We start from the raw sequence: 18,004 nt of genomic DNA, 5'->3' as shown, positions 1-18,004 counted from the left end.
CCGTCAGAAGCAGCCGCCGACGGTGTGCGAGGCCCGGATGGCGCGCGCGAGCTCCGCGGGCGCGCTGTAGTTGAGGGTGTGGCCCGCGTCCGGCACCTCTGCCAGGTCGCCCCGTGGAAGCAGCCCGGCGACCTGGCGTGCCCATTCCCTCGGGGCGATGAGGTCGCGGGCCCCGCGCACCACCAGGGTGGGTGTGCGCACATGACGCAGTTTGCGCTCGACCGGGTCGGCGAGGGCGGCGGAAAGGGTGGCGAAGTACCGGCGCGGGCCGCAGACGAGGTAGTCGCGGGCCAGCAACGGTACGAGGCCGGCCCGTTCGAACCGGGTGTTGGCCGCCAGCCGCACCCCCTGCCGGAACGCGGAACGTGCCCGGTCGTCCATCGTGGGCCCGACGAGGACCACCGGGCCGAGCAGGTCGGGTGCGTGCACCGCCATGTCGACGACCACCTGGCAGCCGACGGAGTTGGCCACCAGCGGCACGCCCCCACGCCCGGTGGCGCGCAGCCAACCGGCCAGCGCCAGTGACAGGCCACGGATGTCCAGCGGCTCACCGGGGCCAGGAGTGCGGCCGAACCCGGGCAGGTCGACGGCCACCACCCGGGACGCCGGGGCGAGACACCCGGCCAGCGGCAGGAAGTAGCGGTGGGAGCAGCCCAGCCCGTGGACGCACACCACCTCGGGAGCGGACGCGGGCCCCAGCACGGCGGCGTGCATCCGCGTCCCCGCGACGGCCGTGACCTCCCGCCCGTCCCATCCGCCCGGCCCGCTCCGTCCGCCGGACCCCTCGTTCCCCCTCTCGGCCGCGATCCTGCGGGAAGGGGGCATTGCGTGATTCCCGGCAGCCCGTTCCATCGCACTCCCCTCCCCGGAGGGCACCCGTCGAAACAGGACCGCACGGTACGTTTCCGGCGTCCTCCGGCCGTTCCTCCTCTGCCGCCTCACGGCTCGCCGGAGCTTCGGGAGAACGCTTGGGGAGGACAGGATCGTGACGGCCCCGGGCCGCATCGGCCCTCCTCCGGAAAGGCCACCGGGACGAAAAGACTGAAGTACAGTCCAGTGGACTGCACTTCAGTGATGAGGTGACCACCCATGGCGCACAAGCCGGATCATGTCTTCGGCCGGGATGAGGAGTGGGAGGCGCTCACCTCCTTCGCGACCGGCTCCCAGCCCGAGGTCGCGCTGGGAGTCGTCAGCGGCCGTCGCCGCCAGGGGAAGACCTTCCTGCTCAAGTCTCTGACCGAAGCCCTCGGGGGCTTCTACTTCGAGGCGACCGAGGGCACGGACATCGAGTTGCTCCGCCTGTTCGGCATGGCCCTGGCCCGGCACACCGGTTCCCCCGTGGGCTACCCGTTCGCGGACTGGCGGGACGCCCTCGTCTTCTTCTTCTCACTTCCGGGGGATCGCCCGATGCCGTTGGTCATCGACGAGTTCCCGTACCTCATGAAGGCGAACCCCGCGATTCCGTCCATCCTCAAGCAGGAGATCGATCTACGCGGACGCACTCACCGGGGAAGCAGCAACGCCAGGGTGCTGATCTGCGGCTCCGCGCTGTCGGTGATGGGCAGGGTCCTCTCCGGGCAGGCGCCGTTACGCGGGCGGGCCCGGCTGGAACTCGTGGTCCAGCCGCTGTCGTACCGGGAGTCGGCCGCCTTCTGGGGCATCTCCGACCCCCGGCTGGCCGCGATGCTCCACGCGATCGTCGGTGGCACTCCGGCGTACCGGGACGAGTTCGTGGCGGGCGACCGGCCGGCGTCGGCCGGCGACTTCGACGCGTGGGTGACGCGCACCGTGCTCAACCGGCGGACGTCCCTGTTCCGCGAAGGACGGTATCTGCTGACCGAGGAGTCCGACATCCGCGATCCCGCGCTCTACCACTCGGTGCTCTCCGCGGTCGCGGACGGCAACAACACCTGGGGTGGCATAGCAGGTCACATCGGTTACAGGTCATCGGACATCGCCCACCCCCTCAACGTCCTGGAAGACTGCGGCCTGCTGGTCAAGGAGAAGGACGCCTTCCGGTCGGGGCGGACCCGGTATCGCATCGCCGAACCGCTCATCACCTTCTACCAGGCGATCATGCGGCCCGAGTGGGCGGACCTCAGTCTCGGCCTCGCCGAGGAGGTCTGGCGACGGTCGTCCCAGCGCTTCATCTCCAAGGTCATGGGTCCGCACTTCGAGACGCTCTGCCGTGAGTACGCCCTGCGCCACGGCAGAGCGCACTTCGGAGAGGGCGGCATCGGCGAGGTCTCGGCCGGAACGGTGGCCGATCCCGCCGCCAGATCCCAGATCGACGTGGACATCGCCGTCCTCGGCCCCGCCTACCCCGGCGAACCCCGTGCGATCAGATCCCTCGGCGAGGCCAAGTGGGACAAGGTCATGGACCTCCGCCATCTGACGCGCCTGCGCCGGGCCCGTGACCTGCTGTCGGCCAAGGGCTACGACACCGAGGGAACCGTGCTGGCCTGTTACAGCGGTGCCGGCTTCACCGAAACCCTGCGCGCCGAGGCACGTCACGACCCCTCCGTGCTGCTCGTCGATCTCCCGACGCTGTACGGGGCCGGCAGCCGTGACCGGTGACCGGCCGCCGGGCGGGCGTCCGGGAAACGTCGGTGCGATCTTCTAGGCTTGCCTCATGGCACGAGCTAACGACGACGTCGCGGCAGCGCTGGAGGAGTACGCCGAGCTGTTCGCGATGACGGGCGGCGACGCGTTCCGGGTGCGCAGCTACCAGAAGGCCGCCAAGGCCATCTCGGGGTTCCCGGAGGACATCGCGACCACGGCCGTGCGGAGCGTGCCGGGGGTGGGCGAGGCGATCGCCAAGAAGGTCGAGGAGTATCTCGAGCGGGGCAGCTTCCGGCAGCTGGACGACCTGCGGGAGAAGGTCCCCGAAGGGGTGCGGAGGCTGACCCGGGTTCCCTCCCTGGGCCCGAAGAGGGCCGTGTTCCTCTACCGGGAGCTGGGCGTCGACTCCCCCGAGGCGCTGGTCCGCGCCATCACCGAGGGCCGGCTGAAGGGGGTGCGCGGCTTCGGCGCCAAGACCGAGGAGAACCTGCTCAAGGGTGTCGAGCAACTGGAGCAGAGCAGCGCCAGGGTGCACATCGGCGTGGCGATGGACCTGGCGGAGCGGATCATCGCCTCCCTGCCCGCCGAGCGGATCGCGTACGCCGGGTCACTGCGCCGGATGAAGGAGACCATCGGCGACGTCGACATCCTCGCGGTCGGCCCGGAGTCGCTGATGGACGTCTTCAAGGCGGGGCCGCACGTCGCGGAGGTCATCGCCTCCGGCGACAAGAAGACCTCGATCCGCACCCCCCAGGGGGTTCAGGTCGATCTGAGGTTGGTCCCGGCCGAGTCGTGGGGCGCCGCGATGCAGTACTTCACGGGGTCGAAGGAGCACAACGTGCACCTGCGCGAGATCACCGTGAAGAAGGGGTGGAAGCTCTCGGAGTACGGCCTGTTCGAAGGCGACCGGGTGATCGCCGCCGAGGACGAGGAGGACGTCTACCGGGCGCTCGGCATGCAGTGGATCCCGCCCACCCTGCGCGAGGACGGCGGGGAGATCGCCGCCGCGCTCGCCGGTGAGCTGCCCGCGCTGGTCTCCGTCGAGGATCTCCGGGGAGACCTGCACACCCACACCGACCTGACCGACGGCATCGCGTCGCTGGAGGAGATGGTCGCCGCCGCGCACGCCCTCGGCTACTCCTACTACGCGGTGACCGACCACGCGCCGGACCTGGCGATGCACCGGATGACCCTGGAGCGGGCCCTGGAGCAGCGTGAGCGGCTCCGGCGGCTCCAGGAGCGGTATCCGGACATGCGGCTGCTGCACGGCACCGAGCTGAACATCGCCCCCGACGGCTCGGTCGACTGGCCGGCGGAGGTGCTGGCGGGCTTCGACGTGTGCGTGGCCAGCGTCCACTCGCACTTCACCCAGTCGCGCGAGGAGATGACGCGGCGCTTCGTGGCCGCCTGCGAGAACCCGCACGTGCACGTCATCGGCCATCCGACGACGCGGCAGATCGGCAGGCGTCCCGAGGTGGACGCCGACTGGGACGAGGTCTTCCGCGCCGCCGCCCGCACCGGCACCGCGATGGAGATCGACTCCTTCCCGGGCCGCTCCGACCTGCCCTCCGACCTGGTGCGGCTGGCCCGTCACCACGGCGTGCGGTTCTCCGTCGACAGCGACGCCCACGCGGTTCCCCACCTGGGCAACCAGCGGTTCGGGATCGGCATCGCCCAGCGCGGCCGGCTGACCGGCGACGACGTGATCAACACCTGGCCGCTGGAGCGGCTGCTGGACTTCCTCGGCCGCTGAGAACATCGGAGTCCCGCACCCCCTCTCGAATTACATTGTTTCCTGGTAGGAAATAGATGAGGAAGGGAGGAGTCCGATGTCACCCGAAGGTCTCGCCGATCCCGCTCACCGGGCCGGTTCCCGCCACGCCCGCGAGGAGACACCGGCCGGACGGTCCTCGCCGGGGATCGTCAAGCCGCTGCCGCCGGAGCTGTTCGTCGTGCACGACACCAACGCGGAGATGCGCTGGGAGGCGATGCGCGACGCCGGGTTCCACGTGCCCGCCGAACGGTTCTTCGTCCGCAACCACACCGCCACGCCGATCGTCGACGCGGCCTCCTGGCGGCTGCGACTGCACGGCACGGGGTTGCGCAACCCCCGGAGTTTCAGCTACGAGGACCTGCTGGCACTTCCCGCCGTGACGCTCGACGCGGCGATCGAGTGCGCGGGCAACGGCCGCAGCCTCTTCACCACCCAGCAGGGCCAGCGGGTCTCCGGAACCCCCTGGCTGCTGGGCGGCGTCGGTGTGGCCCGCTGGCGCGGAGTGCCGCTGGCCACGGTGCTCGACCTGGCCGGGATCACCTCGGACGCCGTCGACGTCATGGCCCGCGGCCTCGACCCCGGCTACGTCCACGACGGGGTCGACGTCGGTCCGGTGCGGCGGCCCGTCCCGGTGACCAAGGCGCTGCACGACGTCATCCTCGCCTACGAGATGAACGGCCGCCCGCTCCCGCCCGACCACGGTCACCCGGTGCGGCTGATCGTCCCGTCCTGGATCGGCCTGGCCTCGATCAAGTGGGTCGGTGACATCGAGGTCTCCACCTCACCGCTGTCCTCACCGTGGAACACCGTCCTCTACCGGATGTTCGGCGCGTCCCACCCGCCGCGGGGCGGCGACCCGCTGACCTCTCGGGGGGTCAGGAGCGCCTTCGAGCTGGCGTGGAACGCGACCCTGGTCGCCGGGCGGCCACACGTGCTGCGCGGACGGTCGTGGTCGGGACACGGCCGGATCGTCGCGGTGGAGGTGAGCACGGACGGCGGTGCCACCTGGCGGCACGCCCGCCTCCTCGACCCGGGGCCGGCACCGGCCTGGACCCGCTGGCAGGTCACCTGGAACCCGCCGGAGACCGGCCCGTACGCGCTGCTCGCCCGCGCCACCGACGAGACCGGCGCGGTGCAGCCGCCGCGCACCCCGCACAACGAGCTCGGCTACCTCTTCGACGCGGTCGTCCGCCATCCCGTGACCGTCGTCCACCCATGAGAGGTGTCCCCGACTGAGGACCGGCCGCCTCAGCCGAGGGCGTGGGCGATCAGCTCGGCGACGGCGTCCGGGTCGATGTGGTGCCCGGTGAGCTGGCAGAGGTTCTCCTGGTAGAGCAGCACCGCGGCGAAGGTGACCGCGGCGACCTCCAGCCGGGCGGCGTCGCCGCGCCGGGTGGGCAGCGCCAGCTCCAGCGCGAACCTGGCCCGGCGGATGATCTCACCGTTCAGCCGGCCGAGCCGGTCGCGCACCGATCCGTGCGTGTCGGCCTCGCGGAACAGGATGCGGCGCATCGCCGGGGAGGCGCTGAGCGGCAGGCGCCGGGCCAGCCGGGACAGGGTGCCGGCCGCGTCGCCGGGGACGGCCTCCACCTCGGGTGACTCCTCCACCAAGGTGCGCTCGTCGATCAGGGTGACCAGGACGTCGATCTTCCTGGGGAAGTAGTGGAAGACCAGCCCTTTGGGCACCTCGGCCAGCCGGGCGATCTCCGCGGTGGGGGTGGCCTCGTAGCCGACCCCGGCGAACAGCTTCTCCGCGGCGTCGAGGATACGGGTGCGCGCGTCGGTGTCGGAGGCGTCGCGCGCTCGACCGGGTCGGCCGGAGCGGCCGGAGCGCTGTCGGAGGCTGCCCACAGACAGACGATAGCCAGGGGCGGGCCCGCATTTCCATGCCGACGGGGCGACAGGGCCGTACGGAAACCGCCCCCTGCCCCGGGACGGGAAGGGTGAGGCCCGGCCGCAAGGGGGGACGGCCGGGCCTCGGGAGGGGGACGGGAGTGGTCAGTGATGGACGGCCTTCTCGGCACCGATGCCGGTGAGCGAGCGGACCTCGATCTCGGCGTACTTGCTCTCGTTGTGCTCCTTGCTGAGGCGGGCGCCGAGGTACCCGGCCAGGAAGCCGATCGGGATCGAGACGATGCCGGGGTTGCTCAGCGGGAACCACGCGAAGTTCGCGTTCGGGAACAGCGCGGTGGCACTGCCCGACACGACCGGAGAGAAGATCACCAGGACGAGTGCGGAGACCAGGCCACCGTAGATCGCCGAGACCGCACCCGCGGTGTTGAACCGCCGCCAGAACAGGCTGTAGAGGATCGCCGGCAGGTTGCCGGACGCGGCCACCGCGAAGGCGAGCGCGACCAGGAAGGCCACGTTCTGCCCCTGGGCGAGGATGCCGAGCCCGATGGAGACCGCGCCGATGACGAAGGCCGAGATCCGGGCGACCAGCACCTCCTCCCGGTCGGTGACGTTGCCGTGCTTGAACACGTGTGCGTACAGGTCGTGGGCGAAGGAGGAGCTCGACGCCAGCGTCAGACCGGCGACCACCGCCAGGATCGTGGCGAACGCGACCGCCGCGATGACGGCCAGCAGGATCGTCCCGCCCACGTCGCCGAAGATGGCCCTGCCGACCGCCTCGGCCAGCATCGGGGCGGCCGTGTTGCCCGCCTTGTCCTGCGCGACGATCGCCTTGCCGCCGACCAGGGCCGCCGCGCCGAAACCGAGCACGAGGGTGAGCAGGTAGAAGACACCGATGATGCCGATGCCCCACATGACCGACTTCCTGGCCTCCTTCGCGGTGGGCACCGTGTAGAAGCGGATCAGGATGTGCGGCAGACCCGCGGTGCCGAGCACCAGCGCCAGGCCGAGGCTGATCAGGTCGATCTTCCCGGCGATCCCCTGCGCCTCGGTGCCGTACTTCAGGCCCGGCTCCAGGAACGCCTCGCCCTTCCCGCTCTGCGTGGCGGCGTCACCGAGCAGCCCGGAGAGGTTGAAGCCGTACTTGCCGAGGACCAGCAGCGTGACCAGGGTGGCACCGCTCATCAGCAGCACGGCCTTGACGATCTGCACCCAGGTGGTGCCCTTCATGCCGCCGACCACCACGTAGATGATCATCAGGATGCCGACGCCGACGATCGTCAACGCCTTGCCCGCGTCCGAGGTGACGCCGAGCAGCAGGCCGACCAGCGCGCCGGCGCCGACCATCTGCGCCAGCAGGTAGAAGATCGACACGACGATGGTGGAGACGCCCGCCGCGGTGCGGACCGGCCGGGGGTTCATCCGGAAGGCCAGCACGTCCGCCATGGTGAACTTGCCGGAGTTGCGCATCAGCTCGGCGACCAGCAGCAGCGCCACCAGCCAGGCGACGAGGAACCCGATCGAGTACAGGAAGCCGTCGTAGCCGGACAGGGCGATGATGCCGGCGATGCCCAGGAAGCTGGCGGCCGACATGTAGTCGCCGCCGATCGCCAGACCGTTCTGCACACCGCTGAACGAGCGGCCGCCGGCGTAGTAGTCGGTGGCGTCCTTGGTGTGCCGGCTGGCCCAGAAGGTGATCCCCAGCGTTCCGGCGACGAACAGCAGGAACAGGATGGTGGAGAGGGTCTGGTGGCTCATTCGGTCTTCCCCTCGACCTCGTGACGGATCTCGTCTGCCATCGGGTCGAGCTTCCTCTCGGCGAAGCGGGAATAGGCCCAGGCGATCCAGAAGGTCGACACGAACTGGAGCAGGCCGAACACCAGCGCCACGTTGATGTTGCCGAAGAGCTTCATGCCCATGAAGTCACGTGCCCAGCCGGACAACACGACGTAGAGCAGGTACCACGCGAGAAACGCCGCGGTCATCGGGAACGCCCAGTTCCGGAAGCGCCGCCTCAGCTCCTGGAACCGTTCAGTGGCCTGGATCTCCTCATAAAGCGATGAGTCATGTTGCCTGGTGGTCACCGGACCTCCCGCAGATGTGATCTGGATCACGGACAACGTAGGAGGGGACCATGCCCGGTGAGGAGCCCCGCATCCCGCCTCTTCGCCGAGGCGCCGCCGAGTGGCGTTCAACTGGTGCTGTCATGCGGTGAAAGGTCCGTATCGCGCGACGAGCGGTCCGGCGGGCGGAGAAGCGCGTCAGAAGGCCGGTGCCGAGGCGCCCGCGGCTCAACGCCGGCGGCTTGGCACGGGGGCCTCAGCGGGACACGGGAGGCTCACAGGGACCGGGGACGCCAGTCGCCGCGGTCGAGATCAAGGGTCTCGGGAGCGTGCAGGCGCACCATCGTGCGCGCCACGTTCGGCGGGATGTGCCCCGGGGTGAGCAACGACACAGCCACCATGACGACAAAGGCGATCGGCACCGTCCACGCGGCCGGTTGGGCCAGCAGGGCACCGAGCAGACCGGTGTGCGGCCCGCCGCCGATCGTCGTCAGCACCGCGCCGCAGGCGAGCCCCCCACCGACGAGCAGGCCGGCCAGCGCACCCACCGGGGTCAGCCGCCGCCACCAGATGCCCAGCACCAGCAGCGGGCAGAAGGACGAGGCCGCCACCGCGAACGCCAGGCCCACGACGTCGGCGACCGGCAACGCGCGCGCCGACGTCGCCAGGACCAGCGGCACGATCACGGCCACCACCGACGCCGCCCGGAACGAGCGCACCCCGCCCTTGAGGATGTCCTGCCCGATGACCCCCGCCACCGAGACCGTCAGCCCGGAGGAGGTCGACAGGAACGCCGCGAACGCCCCCGCCGTCACCAGCGCCGTCAGCAGATCACCGGCCACCCCGCCGACCAGCCGGCCGGGCAGCGTCAGCACCACCGTGTCGCTGCCCTTCAGCTCCGGCACGTAGATCCGGCCCAGCACGCCGTAGACGGCGGGCAGCAGGTAGAAGGCGCCCAGCAACGACAGCACCACCAGCGTCGTGCGGCGGGCGGCCCGGCCGTCGGGGTTGGTGTAGAAACGGACCAGCACGTGGGGCAGCCCCATGGTGCCCAGGAAGGTGGCCAGGATCAGCGAGTAGGTCGAGTAGAGGCCGTACTCCCTGCCGCTGGACAGCGGCAGCGCCCACACCGCCGCGTCCCGCGCGCTCATCCCCGGCGCCCCCTCGGCCCGCCAGGCCAGCAGCAGGAACACCAGTGGCACGGCGAGCGCGGTCAGCTTCAGCCAGTACTGGAACGCCTGCACGAACGTGATCGAACGCATGCCGCCCGACATCACGTTCACCGAGACCACCGCCGCCACCAGTAGCCCGCCGGCCCAGGTGGGGGCACCGGTGATGGCCCGCAGCACCAGGCCCGCGCTCTGGAACTGCGGCATCAGATACAGCCAGCCGATCAGCACGACCAGCACCCCGGCCGTCCTGCGCACCGCCATCGACTCCAGCCGGGCCTCGGCGAAGTCGGGCAGGGTGTACGCACCCGAACGGCGCAACGGCGCTGAGACCAGGACGAGCAGCACCAGGTAGCCGCCGGTCCAGCCGACCGGCAGCCAGAGCATGTCGGCACCGTAGGTGAGAATCAGCCCGGCGATCCCCAGGAAGCTCGCCGCCGACAGGTACTCCCCGCCGATGGCCGAGGCGTTCCACAACGGTGAGACCGTGCGGGAGGCGACGTAGAAATCCGAGGTGGTCCGCGACAGGCGGATGCCGAACGCGCCGATCAGCACGGCGGCCAGCACCACCAGCACGACCGCCGTCACCCCGTACGCCGTGCTCACCGGCTCACCGCCCCCGTCCCGGGGTGCGTTCGGGTCGGCGGTTCATCGCTGCCGTCCTGGAGCACGGCCCGGAGTAGGCGGCCTCATCACTCCCGGCGCGCCGTTGGTCGTCTCCGGTCCGCCGGTTCATCGCTCCCGGTCCACGGGTCCGCCGGTTCATCGCTCCCGGTCCACGGGTCCGCCGGTTCATCGCTCCCGGTCCACCAGTTCGGCGAAGTGGCGTTCGTTCCGTTCCGCCTGCCGGACGTACAGCCAGGCACCGGCCACGAACGCCGGGTAGATCAGGCCGGCCAGCACCGCCCACGGCAGCGGAACCCCCAGCAGCCGGACCTCACGAAGCTCCGGCACCAGCAGGAAGAGCAACGGCAGGCCGCCGACCACGCAGCCGAGCACCGTGCAGACGAACAGGGCCAGCCGGAACTGGGTACGGATCAGCGAGCGCATGTACACCTCGCCCAGGTGGGTCTGCTCGTCGATCTCCCTGGTCACCGGGTAGCGGGGGTGGCGCGCGGCCAGGGTACGGGGGCTGGTCACCACCTCACGCCGCGGCCGTTCCGCATCCCGGCGCGGCCGTTCCGCGTCCCGGCGTGCACGTTCCGGATCCCGGCGTGCACGTTCCGGATCCCGGCGCGGCCGTTCCGCGTCCCGCGGCGGCCGGTCCGGCCCTTCCGGAGAGCCGCCCGGCTCTCGCGGCACCCGGCCGGCCTCCCGCGGTGACCGGACGGACGGGCGGGCCAGCCGGTCGGCGATCCAGCGGAACGGCTCGGTGCCGTCGCGGGACTCGAAGTCACGGCTCATTCGGACCGGCCCCGGCGTGCCCGGCGGACCAGGAGGTCGCGCAGCTCCCGGGTGTGGCGGCGGCTGACCGGGATCTCGGTGTCGCCGACGCGGACCACGCACCGGCCCGAGTCGATGTGCAACTCGTCGATGTGCTTGACCGCCACCAGATGGCTGCGGTGCACCCGGACGAAACCGGCCGACGACCAGCGCTCCTCCAGCGTGGCCAGCGAGATGCGCACCAGGTGGCTGCCGGACGCGGTGTGCAGGCGGGCGTAGTCGCCCTGCGCCTCGACATAGCGGACCTCGGTGCTGGCCACGAAGCGGGTGACCCCGCCGAGCTCGACCGGGATGGTGTCCGGCTCGACGCGGGAGACGCTCTCACTCTCCGGCAGGTCCGCCGAGACGCACACCCGCCGGATGGCCTCGGCCAGCCGCTCCGGCCGGACCGGCTTGAGCAGGTAGTCTTCCGCCTTGATCTCGAAGGCGTCGACCGCGTGCTCCTCGTAGGCCGTCACGAAGACCACCCGCGGCGGGTTGGCGAACTGCGACAGCAACCGGCCCAGCACCACCCCGTCCAGGCCGCGCATCCGGATGTCGAGGAAGACCGCGTCGATCGGACGCCCCTCGGCGATCGCCCGGTCGAGGACGCGCAGCGCGGCGGCACCGTCTCTCGCCGTGCAGACCTCGCCGATGCGGGGGTCGTCCCGCAGCAGATAGGCCAGGTCCTCCAGCGCGGGGAGCTCGTCGTCCACCGCAAGGACGCGCAGGCCGGTCACGGTTGCTCCTCCGGGTCGTCCACCTACGAATCTCTAGAGATTTATGAACCAGACATCACGTGTCAACTGTCTCAGATTCGACTGTCTCAGATTCGATGACGGCGCACACCCTGTCACCGCGCGGAGACGTTCGGATGATACTTCGGCAGACGGACGTTCACCTTCGTCCCCGCCCCCTTGGCCGTCTCGACCACCAGACCGTACTCGTCGCCGTAGACCTGACGCAGCCGTTCGTCGACGTTGACCAGGCCCACTCCCCCGGCCCCCGAACGCTCGTCACCGTCACCGGCGAGGATCCGGCGCAGCCGCTCGGGATCCATGCCGACCCCGTCGTCCTCGACGCTGATCCGGCACTCGGACCCGGCGTCCTCGGCGACGATCGAGATGCGGCCGACGCCCGGTTTGCTCTCCAGGCCGTGCTGCACCGCGTTCTCCACCAGCGGTTGCAGGCACAGGAACGGCACCGCGACCGCCAGCACCTCGGGGGCGATGCGCAGCGTGACCTGGAGCTGGTCCCCGAACCGGGCGCGCTCCAGGGTCAGGTAACGGTCGATGGACCGCAGCTCCTCCGCCAGCGTGGTGAACTCGCCGTGCCGCCGGAAGGAGTAACGGGTGAAGTCCGCGAAGTCCAGCAGCAGTTCCCGGGAACGATCAGGATCGGAACGGACGAAACTGGCGATGGTCGTCAGCGAGTTGTAGATGAAGTGCGGGGAGATCTGCGCGCGCAATGCCCGCACCTCCGCCTCCATCAGGCGTGTCCTCGACCGGTCCAGCTCGGCCAGCTCCAGTTGCGAGTCGACCCAATTCGCCACCTCGTGGGCGGCCCTGACCAGGCCGGCCGAGGCGTGCCCGCCATAGGCGGCGAGGGACCCGACCACCCGGCCGTCGGTGGTGAGCGGCACCACCACGGCGTACCTGATCGGGCACTCCGGGAGGTCGCACGAGACGACGTCGGGCCCGAGAACCCGGGTCCGGCCCCCGGCGAGGGTCTTGGCGGCGTGGGCGAACGCCTCCCGGGCGTGGTGGGCGCCCTCCCCGTCGTAGACCAGCAGCCGCTTCTCATCGGTGATCGCCAACGCCGGCGAACCCAGCAGCGCGCGCAGGTATCGGGACGCCTTCTGTGCCCCCGCCTCAGTCAGCCCGGCCCGCAACGGTGGCGCGGCCAGGGAGGCGGTGTGCAGGGTCTCGAACGTGGCCCGCTCCGCCGGGCTGCTGCCCAACTCCCGGCGACCGCGCAGAACCCGCCACAGCACCAGGGCGGGCACCCCTACCAGGGCGGCGACCAGCAGCACCACGACGACGGGCTCCACAATCCGGACCCTATACGCCCGGCTTCTCCCGTGTCCTTTCCGCGAGCCCGCCGGCACGCTCCGTATCCCGGGCACGGACCGTTCCAGGGCTTACGGGGGTTACGGGACGCGGCTTGCCCTTAGTGCACTCTCACAGAACGTGCATACGAGCTCCAAGACGACGGATACGCTCGCGGTAACCGTAACGTTCGAGATCGAGGAGGGTCCGGACGGCCTGCCGGGCCATCGGATGATTACGGATGAGCAGGGGAGCGACTTTCTCCGCACGTTCCAACTCGTTCAGAGCAGCCTCGCGCTTGCCGCACCAGAGCAGGCCGCGGGCGTAGTCAAGATGATGGTGTCCGACTCGGCTCGCTTGCAGATTTTTTGGAAGTCGGACAGTTTCCCCCCGACGTACGGCCTCAGGACCGTCGCCGAGCTCCACCGCGATGGCGACACCGTGAATGTCGATGTTGGGCTGGATGGTGCATAAGTCGTAGTAGTTGGCGTGTTGCCGTTGCCCGAGGCGTGCCACGGCCTCAGCCGCGAGCGCATGACGTGACCATGCTTCGTCGGCGTCGTTCTTCCGGGCAGCGGTGATCGCGGCCCGTAGCTGGAGTCCGCCCCAGAGAGCAAGCGCCTCCGGCCGACCGACGGTGTACTCGTCCTCGACACCCGCACATGCCCTGTCGAGCACGGCGAGCGCATCGTTCCACGAAGTGCTGGACCACAGATTCCGTATGCGCAGGTAGGCGAAAACCGCTTCATGATGCGGATCTCCTGAGCATTTCACCGCCCAGCGAACCCGATCAGTGGCGATCACCGACAGATCGGCGTAGCCCAGGTTGTACGCGACCGTATCCGCCGCCTGATAGATCAGGGAAAGCAGTCTGAACGCTGCGCTCCGATCAGGCTCGGCGCAGAGATAAGTCGCCGCCTGCAGCTCGGAGAGAAGACCGGGAAGCTCCTCAGCGAGCTCCGCATAACGCGCCTGCCGTCGTAACATGCCGGCATGCTCAGTTGCGGCACTCAGCTCGGGCAGTGATCGCACCTCACCATCCCATTCAGGATCCAGGTCATAGCGCTCCAAATGGCGGCGAATTTCAGGGATAGCCGAATGTCCGCGGTCCTCGATCGGCGTCTCACCTCGGTAGGGACGCGCGGTGAGCTCGTTGGGATGCACACGAAGCACACGGGCGAGGATGTTGACCAACGCGATGGAATCCAGCGGAATGCTGTCGTTCTCCACCCCGGACACCCATGACTGCGCCCGGCCGACACGCCGGGCCAGCTCACGCTGAGTAATGCCCGCACGCTTACGAGCCCGACGCACGCGTGTTCCGGGGCTCTCACCCACCGGATCTGAGTAGGCCATGACTTCAAAGTAACGTGCGACAGGACTCATGACCTTGCCGCCGCCAAAGTATCAGTCACACTGATCTCCATACCTCTTCGCGTCTCTAGCATTACTCATTGTGATCATCAATGGATGTGGCGGCGCCGGAGGACCCCTCCGTCGTCCGATCACCGCGACGACGGCCAGGACAGCCATCGAACAGCTCGGCCAGCGGCTTGAGATGCTCGGCGTAGCGGGAGACGTGCATTATCGAGACGGGTTAGCGTTGTTGTCCCTGTGGACCGACCTCGTCGTGTGGTCCGACGGTCAAAACTACTGGTGGCGGGCTGGCTGGGGTAGCGAACGCAGGCGTTCCGTCTACGCTTGGGACTCGGTGACCGAGCCGGACCGGGCCGCTCGCCGGATCGCGTTCCGCTATGTGAGCCTTCGTGAAGCACTCCCCCCGCCTGTGCCAGTCTGCTCGGCGGAATCGACAGGAGATCTGGTAGCGCCGCAGTGACGCGGACGGAGCTGACGGCCCGTTTCGGGCGGCACTGGATGATCTCGTCGGGAGTCGGCGCCGACTGGTACGCGGTCCGGCGCACACCTCTGTCCGCACGCGGGCTGGAGCACGGCCTGTGTGACGTCCGGTGCGGGGCCGACCTCTCCGAACTGGGTCGTCGGCTCGACGCCGAACTGCGGCTGGAAGGACAGATGTGGGGACACGCCCCCTCGCAGCGGGCGTCGTGACCCACCTCGTGGACGGGCGTGGCGGCGCGTCGCTTGGAGGGGCACCGCCGCCACGCCTCTACGCCGGACGCTTCAACTCGCCGGGGAACGCCCTCACGCCGGTCGGTTTCCCTGCCCCGGTGTACGGCGCGGCCTCCGATCACCGGTGTGCGGCGCGGCCTCCGGTCACCAGAGGCTCGGTGACCGGTTCGCCTTCTCCGGGGTGGCCTGGAGCTCCGCCTCCAACTCCTCGACGATCCGCTGCACGAGTGCCCGGAGCCGGTTGCGCCGGCCGGTCAACTCCTCGGCGAACACCCGTGCCGCCGGGCCCACCCAGACGGCCTTCCCGGTGAACGATGCGTGTGCGGGGTCCAGCGCCGCCTCCAGCTGCTCCGCGTGCTCTTGCACCCGCGCCAGGGCACGCCGGAGTTCTTCCCGGCGAGGATTGGACACCATTCCATCAGGCCCGGAACCCATCTATTCCGCCCTCCATTTCGGCGTCCCTCCGGCATGGCTTGCGTGTTCCCATGGACGATATGAGATCGTGCGTTCAGTCGGCCAGTGCTGCAAAGGAGACTTGATGTCCCGTTCCGCCCTTGGCTTCCCCATAAGGATTGTTATGACGCTTCTACTGGCCGGGACGGCTCTAAGCGCCTGCGGGGGCAAGGAGCCTACCGCCGCCGAGGCTGGAGAGACCCTCAAAACGCATGTTCTAAAGCTTCTCGGGGAGGTGCGCGCGAAGAACATAACGGTCACCGACCCGGGAGGGAAGGACGTTCCCTGCGGGGACGGCGGGGCCAAACGGACCTTCGCCGCGACCGGGCAGGGCGAACCTCCGCATTCAGAGGCCATATTCATGAAGGATGAGATGCGAGGAGCCGTTGGTCGTGTAGCAAAATACACCGGCGTTGGCGTGCCGGACCTCTCCAAACCATCCAAGATCGCAAGCGAGGAGAGCAGGACCATCTTAGTCCTCGACGCCTCCTCCACAGGGGACTACATAGTGAGCGGCGAGACCGAATGCCTCAGTCGGTCGTGAGCTTTCCCTTGTAAAAGATCGCCCGCTCGTATCCAAAATTCTTGCGTCCATCAAATTTATCCGCCGTCGAACGACTCAGCTCCCCATTGGAGACATTTTCTCCAGCCCCCATCCCATTACTGATGAACCACTTCTCCAGAGCCTTCATGCCGACGTCCCCCTGCTTGGCGATCTCATTGAAGGGCCGTAGGTTTCCGTTCGCGTCGGTGATGGCCGGGTCGGACGGGGGGACCTTCGGAGTGAAACCCTGCTCGGCGAGGAGTTCGGCTATCACGTACTGACGACCGAGCGTTTCGGCGCCGTCGAGTTCGCGGAGTTCGGCGACCTGTTCCCTCGGATCGGGCTTGTACGTGTCGGCCGTGGACCACCCGATGGAGAGCATCCCCCAGGTGCGGGCGGCGAGGGAGAAAGGAGGAACGAGGCCCATCAGCCCCAGCGTGGTGCCGATCGTCAGGCTTCGGGCATCGTCGGCGTCCTTGACCCGCTCGTCCTCGGGCTTGAGAACACGCGCGGCGGCGGCCAGTTCGAAGCCCCGGACGTTTCCCAGGGCGGCGAACAGGTCATCCAGGACTTTCACGTTCTCGGTGCTCCTGGCGTAACGGGAAGCCTGGGGCAGGAGACGCTCGACGAGCCGGCTCATGCCCGCGTCGAACGGGAGGCGGTTCTCGGCGGTTCCGGCGAAGGTGGTCATGAAGCGGAAGGTGTCCTCGGGGCTGAGGCGGAAGGCGCCGCGCAGGCCGGGGACGGTCATCGGCTCGAAGTATCCCGGCGTGACCCGGAGAGCGCTGTCCTCGGTCATGTCGGTGTCACCGATGTCGGCACCCAGGGTGATCTCCGTGGCGTAGGAACCCGCGATCTCCGCCAGGTGCGGCCGGGTGGCGTCACCCAGTTCGAGGTCGTCTGCCATGGTCATCACCGTGTATGCGAAGAACGCGGCTTCTTCGCGGTGCTTGTCCTGTGGCTCGTCGTAGGCGCCCGATGCGGCGGCCAGCAGCCGTCCGAAGCCGCTCGCCGTGTCGGGTGACCCGTTCGCGCGCTCGTTGAGCGTCGTGAGGAACGCGGCCAGTTCGGGTCGCGCCTTCCATAGTTGCGGGGAGCCCGGCAGCGCTCCGAAAGGGGATCTCACGGAGGCCGGGACCGGGCTGAGATCGGTGGCGGAGCTGATGGCGAGTCTCGCCGCGGCGGGGTTGTTGCCGAGGGCTTTGAGGATTCCGCCCAGGGTGGGGCCGGCCACCCGGCTGTCCGCGGCGAGTGCGGGAGCGGCTATCCCGGCCAGCCAGGCAGCCGGGTAGCGGCCGTGGCTCAGCAGGTCGGCGACGTCGTCCAGCGCGTCGAGCTTCTCCACGGCTTTGACGACCGCGGCGAACCCCGGCACCTTCGTCCCGGCCGCGACAGCGGTGGCGAAGGCCGTTCCGGCGGCCCGGACCGCTTCTTCGTCGTCGGCCAGGCGGCGCAGCCGCCCGGCGAGCTCGCGGGTTCCTCCGGGGCCGAGGGCGGCGAAGAAGGCCGCGGTGAAGTCGGCGTCGTGCCGATGGGTCCTGAGCTCCTCGACGAGCGCGGCCATCCGGTCGGAGGCGTACGGGCCGGCGAGGGAGAACTCGTCGAGGTCGAGGTCCGCGATGCGTTCGCCCAGGTCCTTGCCCTGGCGCCGGGCTTGCGCGGGAGTGAGGGAGGCGCTCTCCCGGTACCCGGTCAGGCCGCCGCCGAGCAGCGCGGCGGGCTCGGCGGAGATGGTCTCCACCCGCCGGCGGAGCCCGGGGAGTTGTTCTTCGGCCCAGCCGCCGATCTCCCTGACCGGGGTGAGCGAGGCGGCGGGGAGGTTCACCGCGGCGAGCTCCCTGCGGATCTTCTCGGTGTGCTCGGCGATGACCTGGCCTGCCCGTTCCAGGTCGGCGATGAAGCCCCGCATCAGCACGGGGTCGATGCCGTTGAAACCGGGTGCGAGCGGCCCGGTTCCCGGTGTCACCGCAGGTGTCTCCCCCACGTCCTCACCTCCACACGACCATCATGACCGTCGTGTCCCGCTCCTG

16 protein-coding genes are annotated in these 18,004 nt (G+C 69.6%); 5 read left to right on the top strand and 11 right to left on the bottom strand.

What is annotated here, in order from left to right; translation table 11 throughout:
* Positions 1–3: 3 nt before the first annotated feature.
* Positions 4–825, bottom strand: coding sequence for an alpha/beta fold hydrolase (locus F4562_RS28590; RefSeq protein ID WP_184541359.1), 822 nt, complete (start codon positions 823–825; stop codon positions 4–6).
* 264 nt (positions 826–1,089) lie between these two features.
* On the opposite strand from F4562_RS28590, the gene F4562_RS28585 reads away from it, so the two are divergent.
* From F4562_RS28585 to F4562_RS28575, 3 genes are all read left to right on the top strand, one after another.
* Entirely contained in the window at positions 1,090–2,577 is a 1,488-nt protein-coding gene (locus F4562_RS28585; RefSeq protein WP_184541360.1) for an AAA family ATPase, read from the top strand.
* Positions 2,578–2,632: 55 nt separating this feature from the next.
* On the top strand, positions 2,633–4,315 hold the full coding sequence (gene polX / locus F4562_RS28580; protein WP_184541361.1) for a DNA polymerase/3'-5' exonuclease PolX: 1,683 nt from the start codon (positions 2,633–2,635) through the stop codon (positions 4,313–4,315).
* 76 nt (positions 4,316–4,391) lie between these two features.
* Entirely contained in the window at positions 4,392–5,555 is a 1,164-nt protein-coding gene (locus F4562_RS28575; RefSeq protein WP_184541362.1) for a sulfite oxidase, read from the top strand.
* Between the two features lie 29 nt (positions 5,556–5,584).
* Here F4562_RS28575 and F4562_RS28570 read toward each other — a convergent pair whose 3' ends face one another.
* From F4562_RS28570 to F4562_RS28535, 8 genes are all read right to left on the bottom strand, one after another.
* On the bottom strand, positions 5,585–6,187 hold the full coding sequence (locus F4562_RS28570) for a TetR/AcrR family transcriptional regulator (protein ID WP_184541363.1): 603 nt from the start codon (positions 6,185–6,187) through the stop codon (positions 5,585–5,587).
* 147 nt (positions 6,188–6,334) lie between these two features.
* Positions 6,335–7,945 carry a monocarboxylic acid transporter gene (locus F4562_RS28565; protein ID WP_184541364.1) on the bottom strand — a complete coding sequence of 537 codons (1,611 nt, stop codon included), beginning with the start codon at positions 7,943–7,945 and terminating at the stop codon, positions 6,335–6,337.
* The gene (locus F4562_RS28560; protein WP_184541365.1) at positions 7,942–8,271 is read right to left on the bottom strand and encodes a DUF485 domain-containing protein; all 330 of its coding nucleotides are present in this window, start codon (positions 8,269–8,271) and stop codon (positions 7,942–7,944) included. The genes F4562_RS28565 and F4562_RS28560 overlap by 4 nt, the downstream gene beginning before the upstream one ends.
* 254 nt (positions 8,272–8,525) lie before the next feature.
* Positions 8,526–10,025, bottom strand: a complete 1,500-nt coding sequence (locus F4562_RS28555; protein ID WP_184541366.1) for a sodium/solute symporter — start codon at positions 10,023–10,025, stop codon at positions 8,526–8,528.
* A 186-nt stretch (positions 10,026–10,211) separates the two neighbouring features.
* On the bottom strand, positions 10,212–10,559 hold the full coding sequence (locus tag F4562_RS28550; RefSeq protein ID WP_311733980.1) for a hypothetical protein: 348 nt from the start codon (positions 10,557–10,559) through the stop codon (positions 10,212–10,214).
* A gap of 260 nt (positions 10,560–10,819) precedes the next feature.
* Positions 10,820–11,581 (bottom strand): LytR/AlgR family response regulator transcription factor, encoded by a 762-nt coding sequence (locus F4562_RS28545; RefSeq protein ID WP_184541368.1) that lies wholly within the window; start codon positions 11,579–11,581, stop codon positions 10,820–10,822.
* A 113-nt stretch (positions 11,582–11,694) separates the two neighbouring features.
* Positions 11,695–12,891 carry a sensor histidine kinase gene (locus F4562_RS28540; RefSeq protein ID WP_184541369.1) on the bottom strand — a complete coding sequence of 399 codons (1,197 nt, stop codon included), beginning with the start codon at positions 12,889–12,891 and terminating at the stop codon, positions 11,695–11,697.
* Positions 12,892–13,021: 130 nt separating this feature from the next.
* Positions 13,022–14,245, bottom strand: a complete 1,224-nt coding sequence (locus F4562_RS28535) for a helix-turn-helix domain-containing protein (protein ID WP_184541370.1) — start codon at positions 14,243–14,245, stop codon at positions 13,022–13,024.
* Between the two features lie 477 nt (positions 14,246–14,722).
* Between F4562_RS28535 and F4562_RS28530 the strand changes: the two genes are divergently transcribed.
* Positions 14,723–14,956 (top strand): hypothetical protein, encoded by a 234-nt coding sequence (locus F4562_RS28530; RefSeq protein WP_184541371.1) that lies wholly within the window; start codon positions 14,723–14,725, stop codon positions 14,954–14,956.
* Positions 14,957–15,121: 165 nt separating this feature from the next.
* Here the strand turns inward: F4562_RS28530 and F4562_RS28525 are convergent, their stop codons facing one another.
* Positions 15,122–15,343: a hypothetical protein gene (locus tag F4562_RS28525; protein WP_184541372.1), complete on the bottom strand. Its 222-nt coding sequence runs from the start codon at positions 15,341–15,343 to the stop codon at positions 15,122–15,124.
* A gap of 172 nt (positions 15,344–15,515) precedes the next feature.
* On the opposite strand from F4562_RS28525, the gene F4562_RS28520 reads away from it, so the two are divergent.
* Entirely contained in the window at positions 15,516–15,974 is a 459-nt protein-coding gene (locus tag F4562_RS28520) for a hypothetical protein (RefSeq protein WP_184541373.1), read from the top strand.
* Here F4562_RS28520 and F4562_RS28515 read toward each other — a convergent pair.
* Positions 15,961–17,958 carry a hypothetical protein gene (locus F4562_RS28515; RefSeq protein ID WP_184541374.1) on the bottom strand — a complete coding sequence of 666 codons (1,998 nt, stop codon included), beginning with the start codon at positions 17,956–17,958 and terminating at the stop codon, positions 15,961–15,963. The two genes, F4562_RS28520 and F4562_RS28515, sit on opposite strands and share 14 nt — an antisense overlap.
* Positions 17,959–18,004: the final 46 nt, after the last annotated feature.

It is taken from the genome of Streptosporangium becharense (assembly GCF_014204985.1).
Lineage (GTDB): Bacteria > Actinomycetota > Actinomycetes > Streptosporangiales > Streptosporangiaceae > Streptosporangium > Streptosporangium becharense.
Note: the sequence above shows the minus strand (reverse complement) of the source record. Positions and strands in the feature narration are given on the sequence as shown.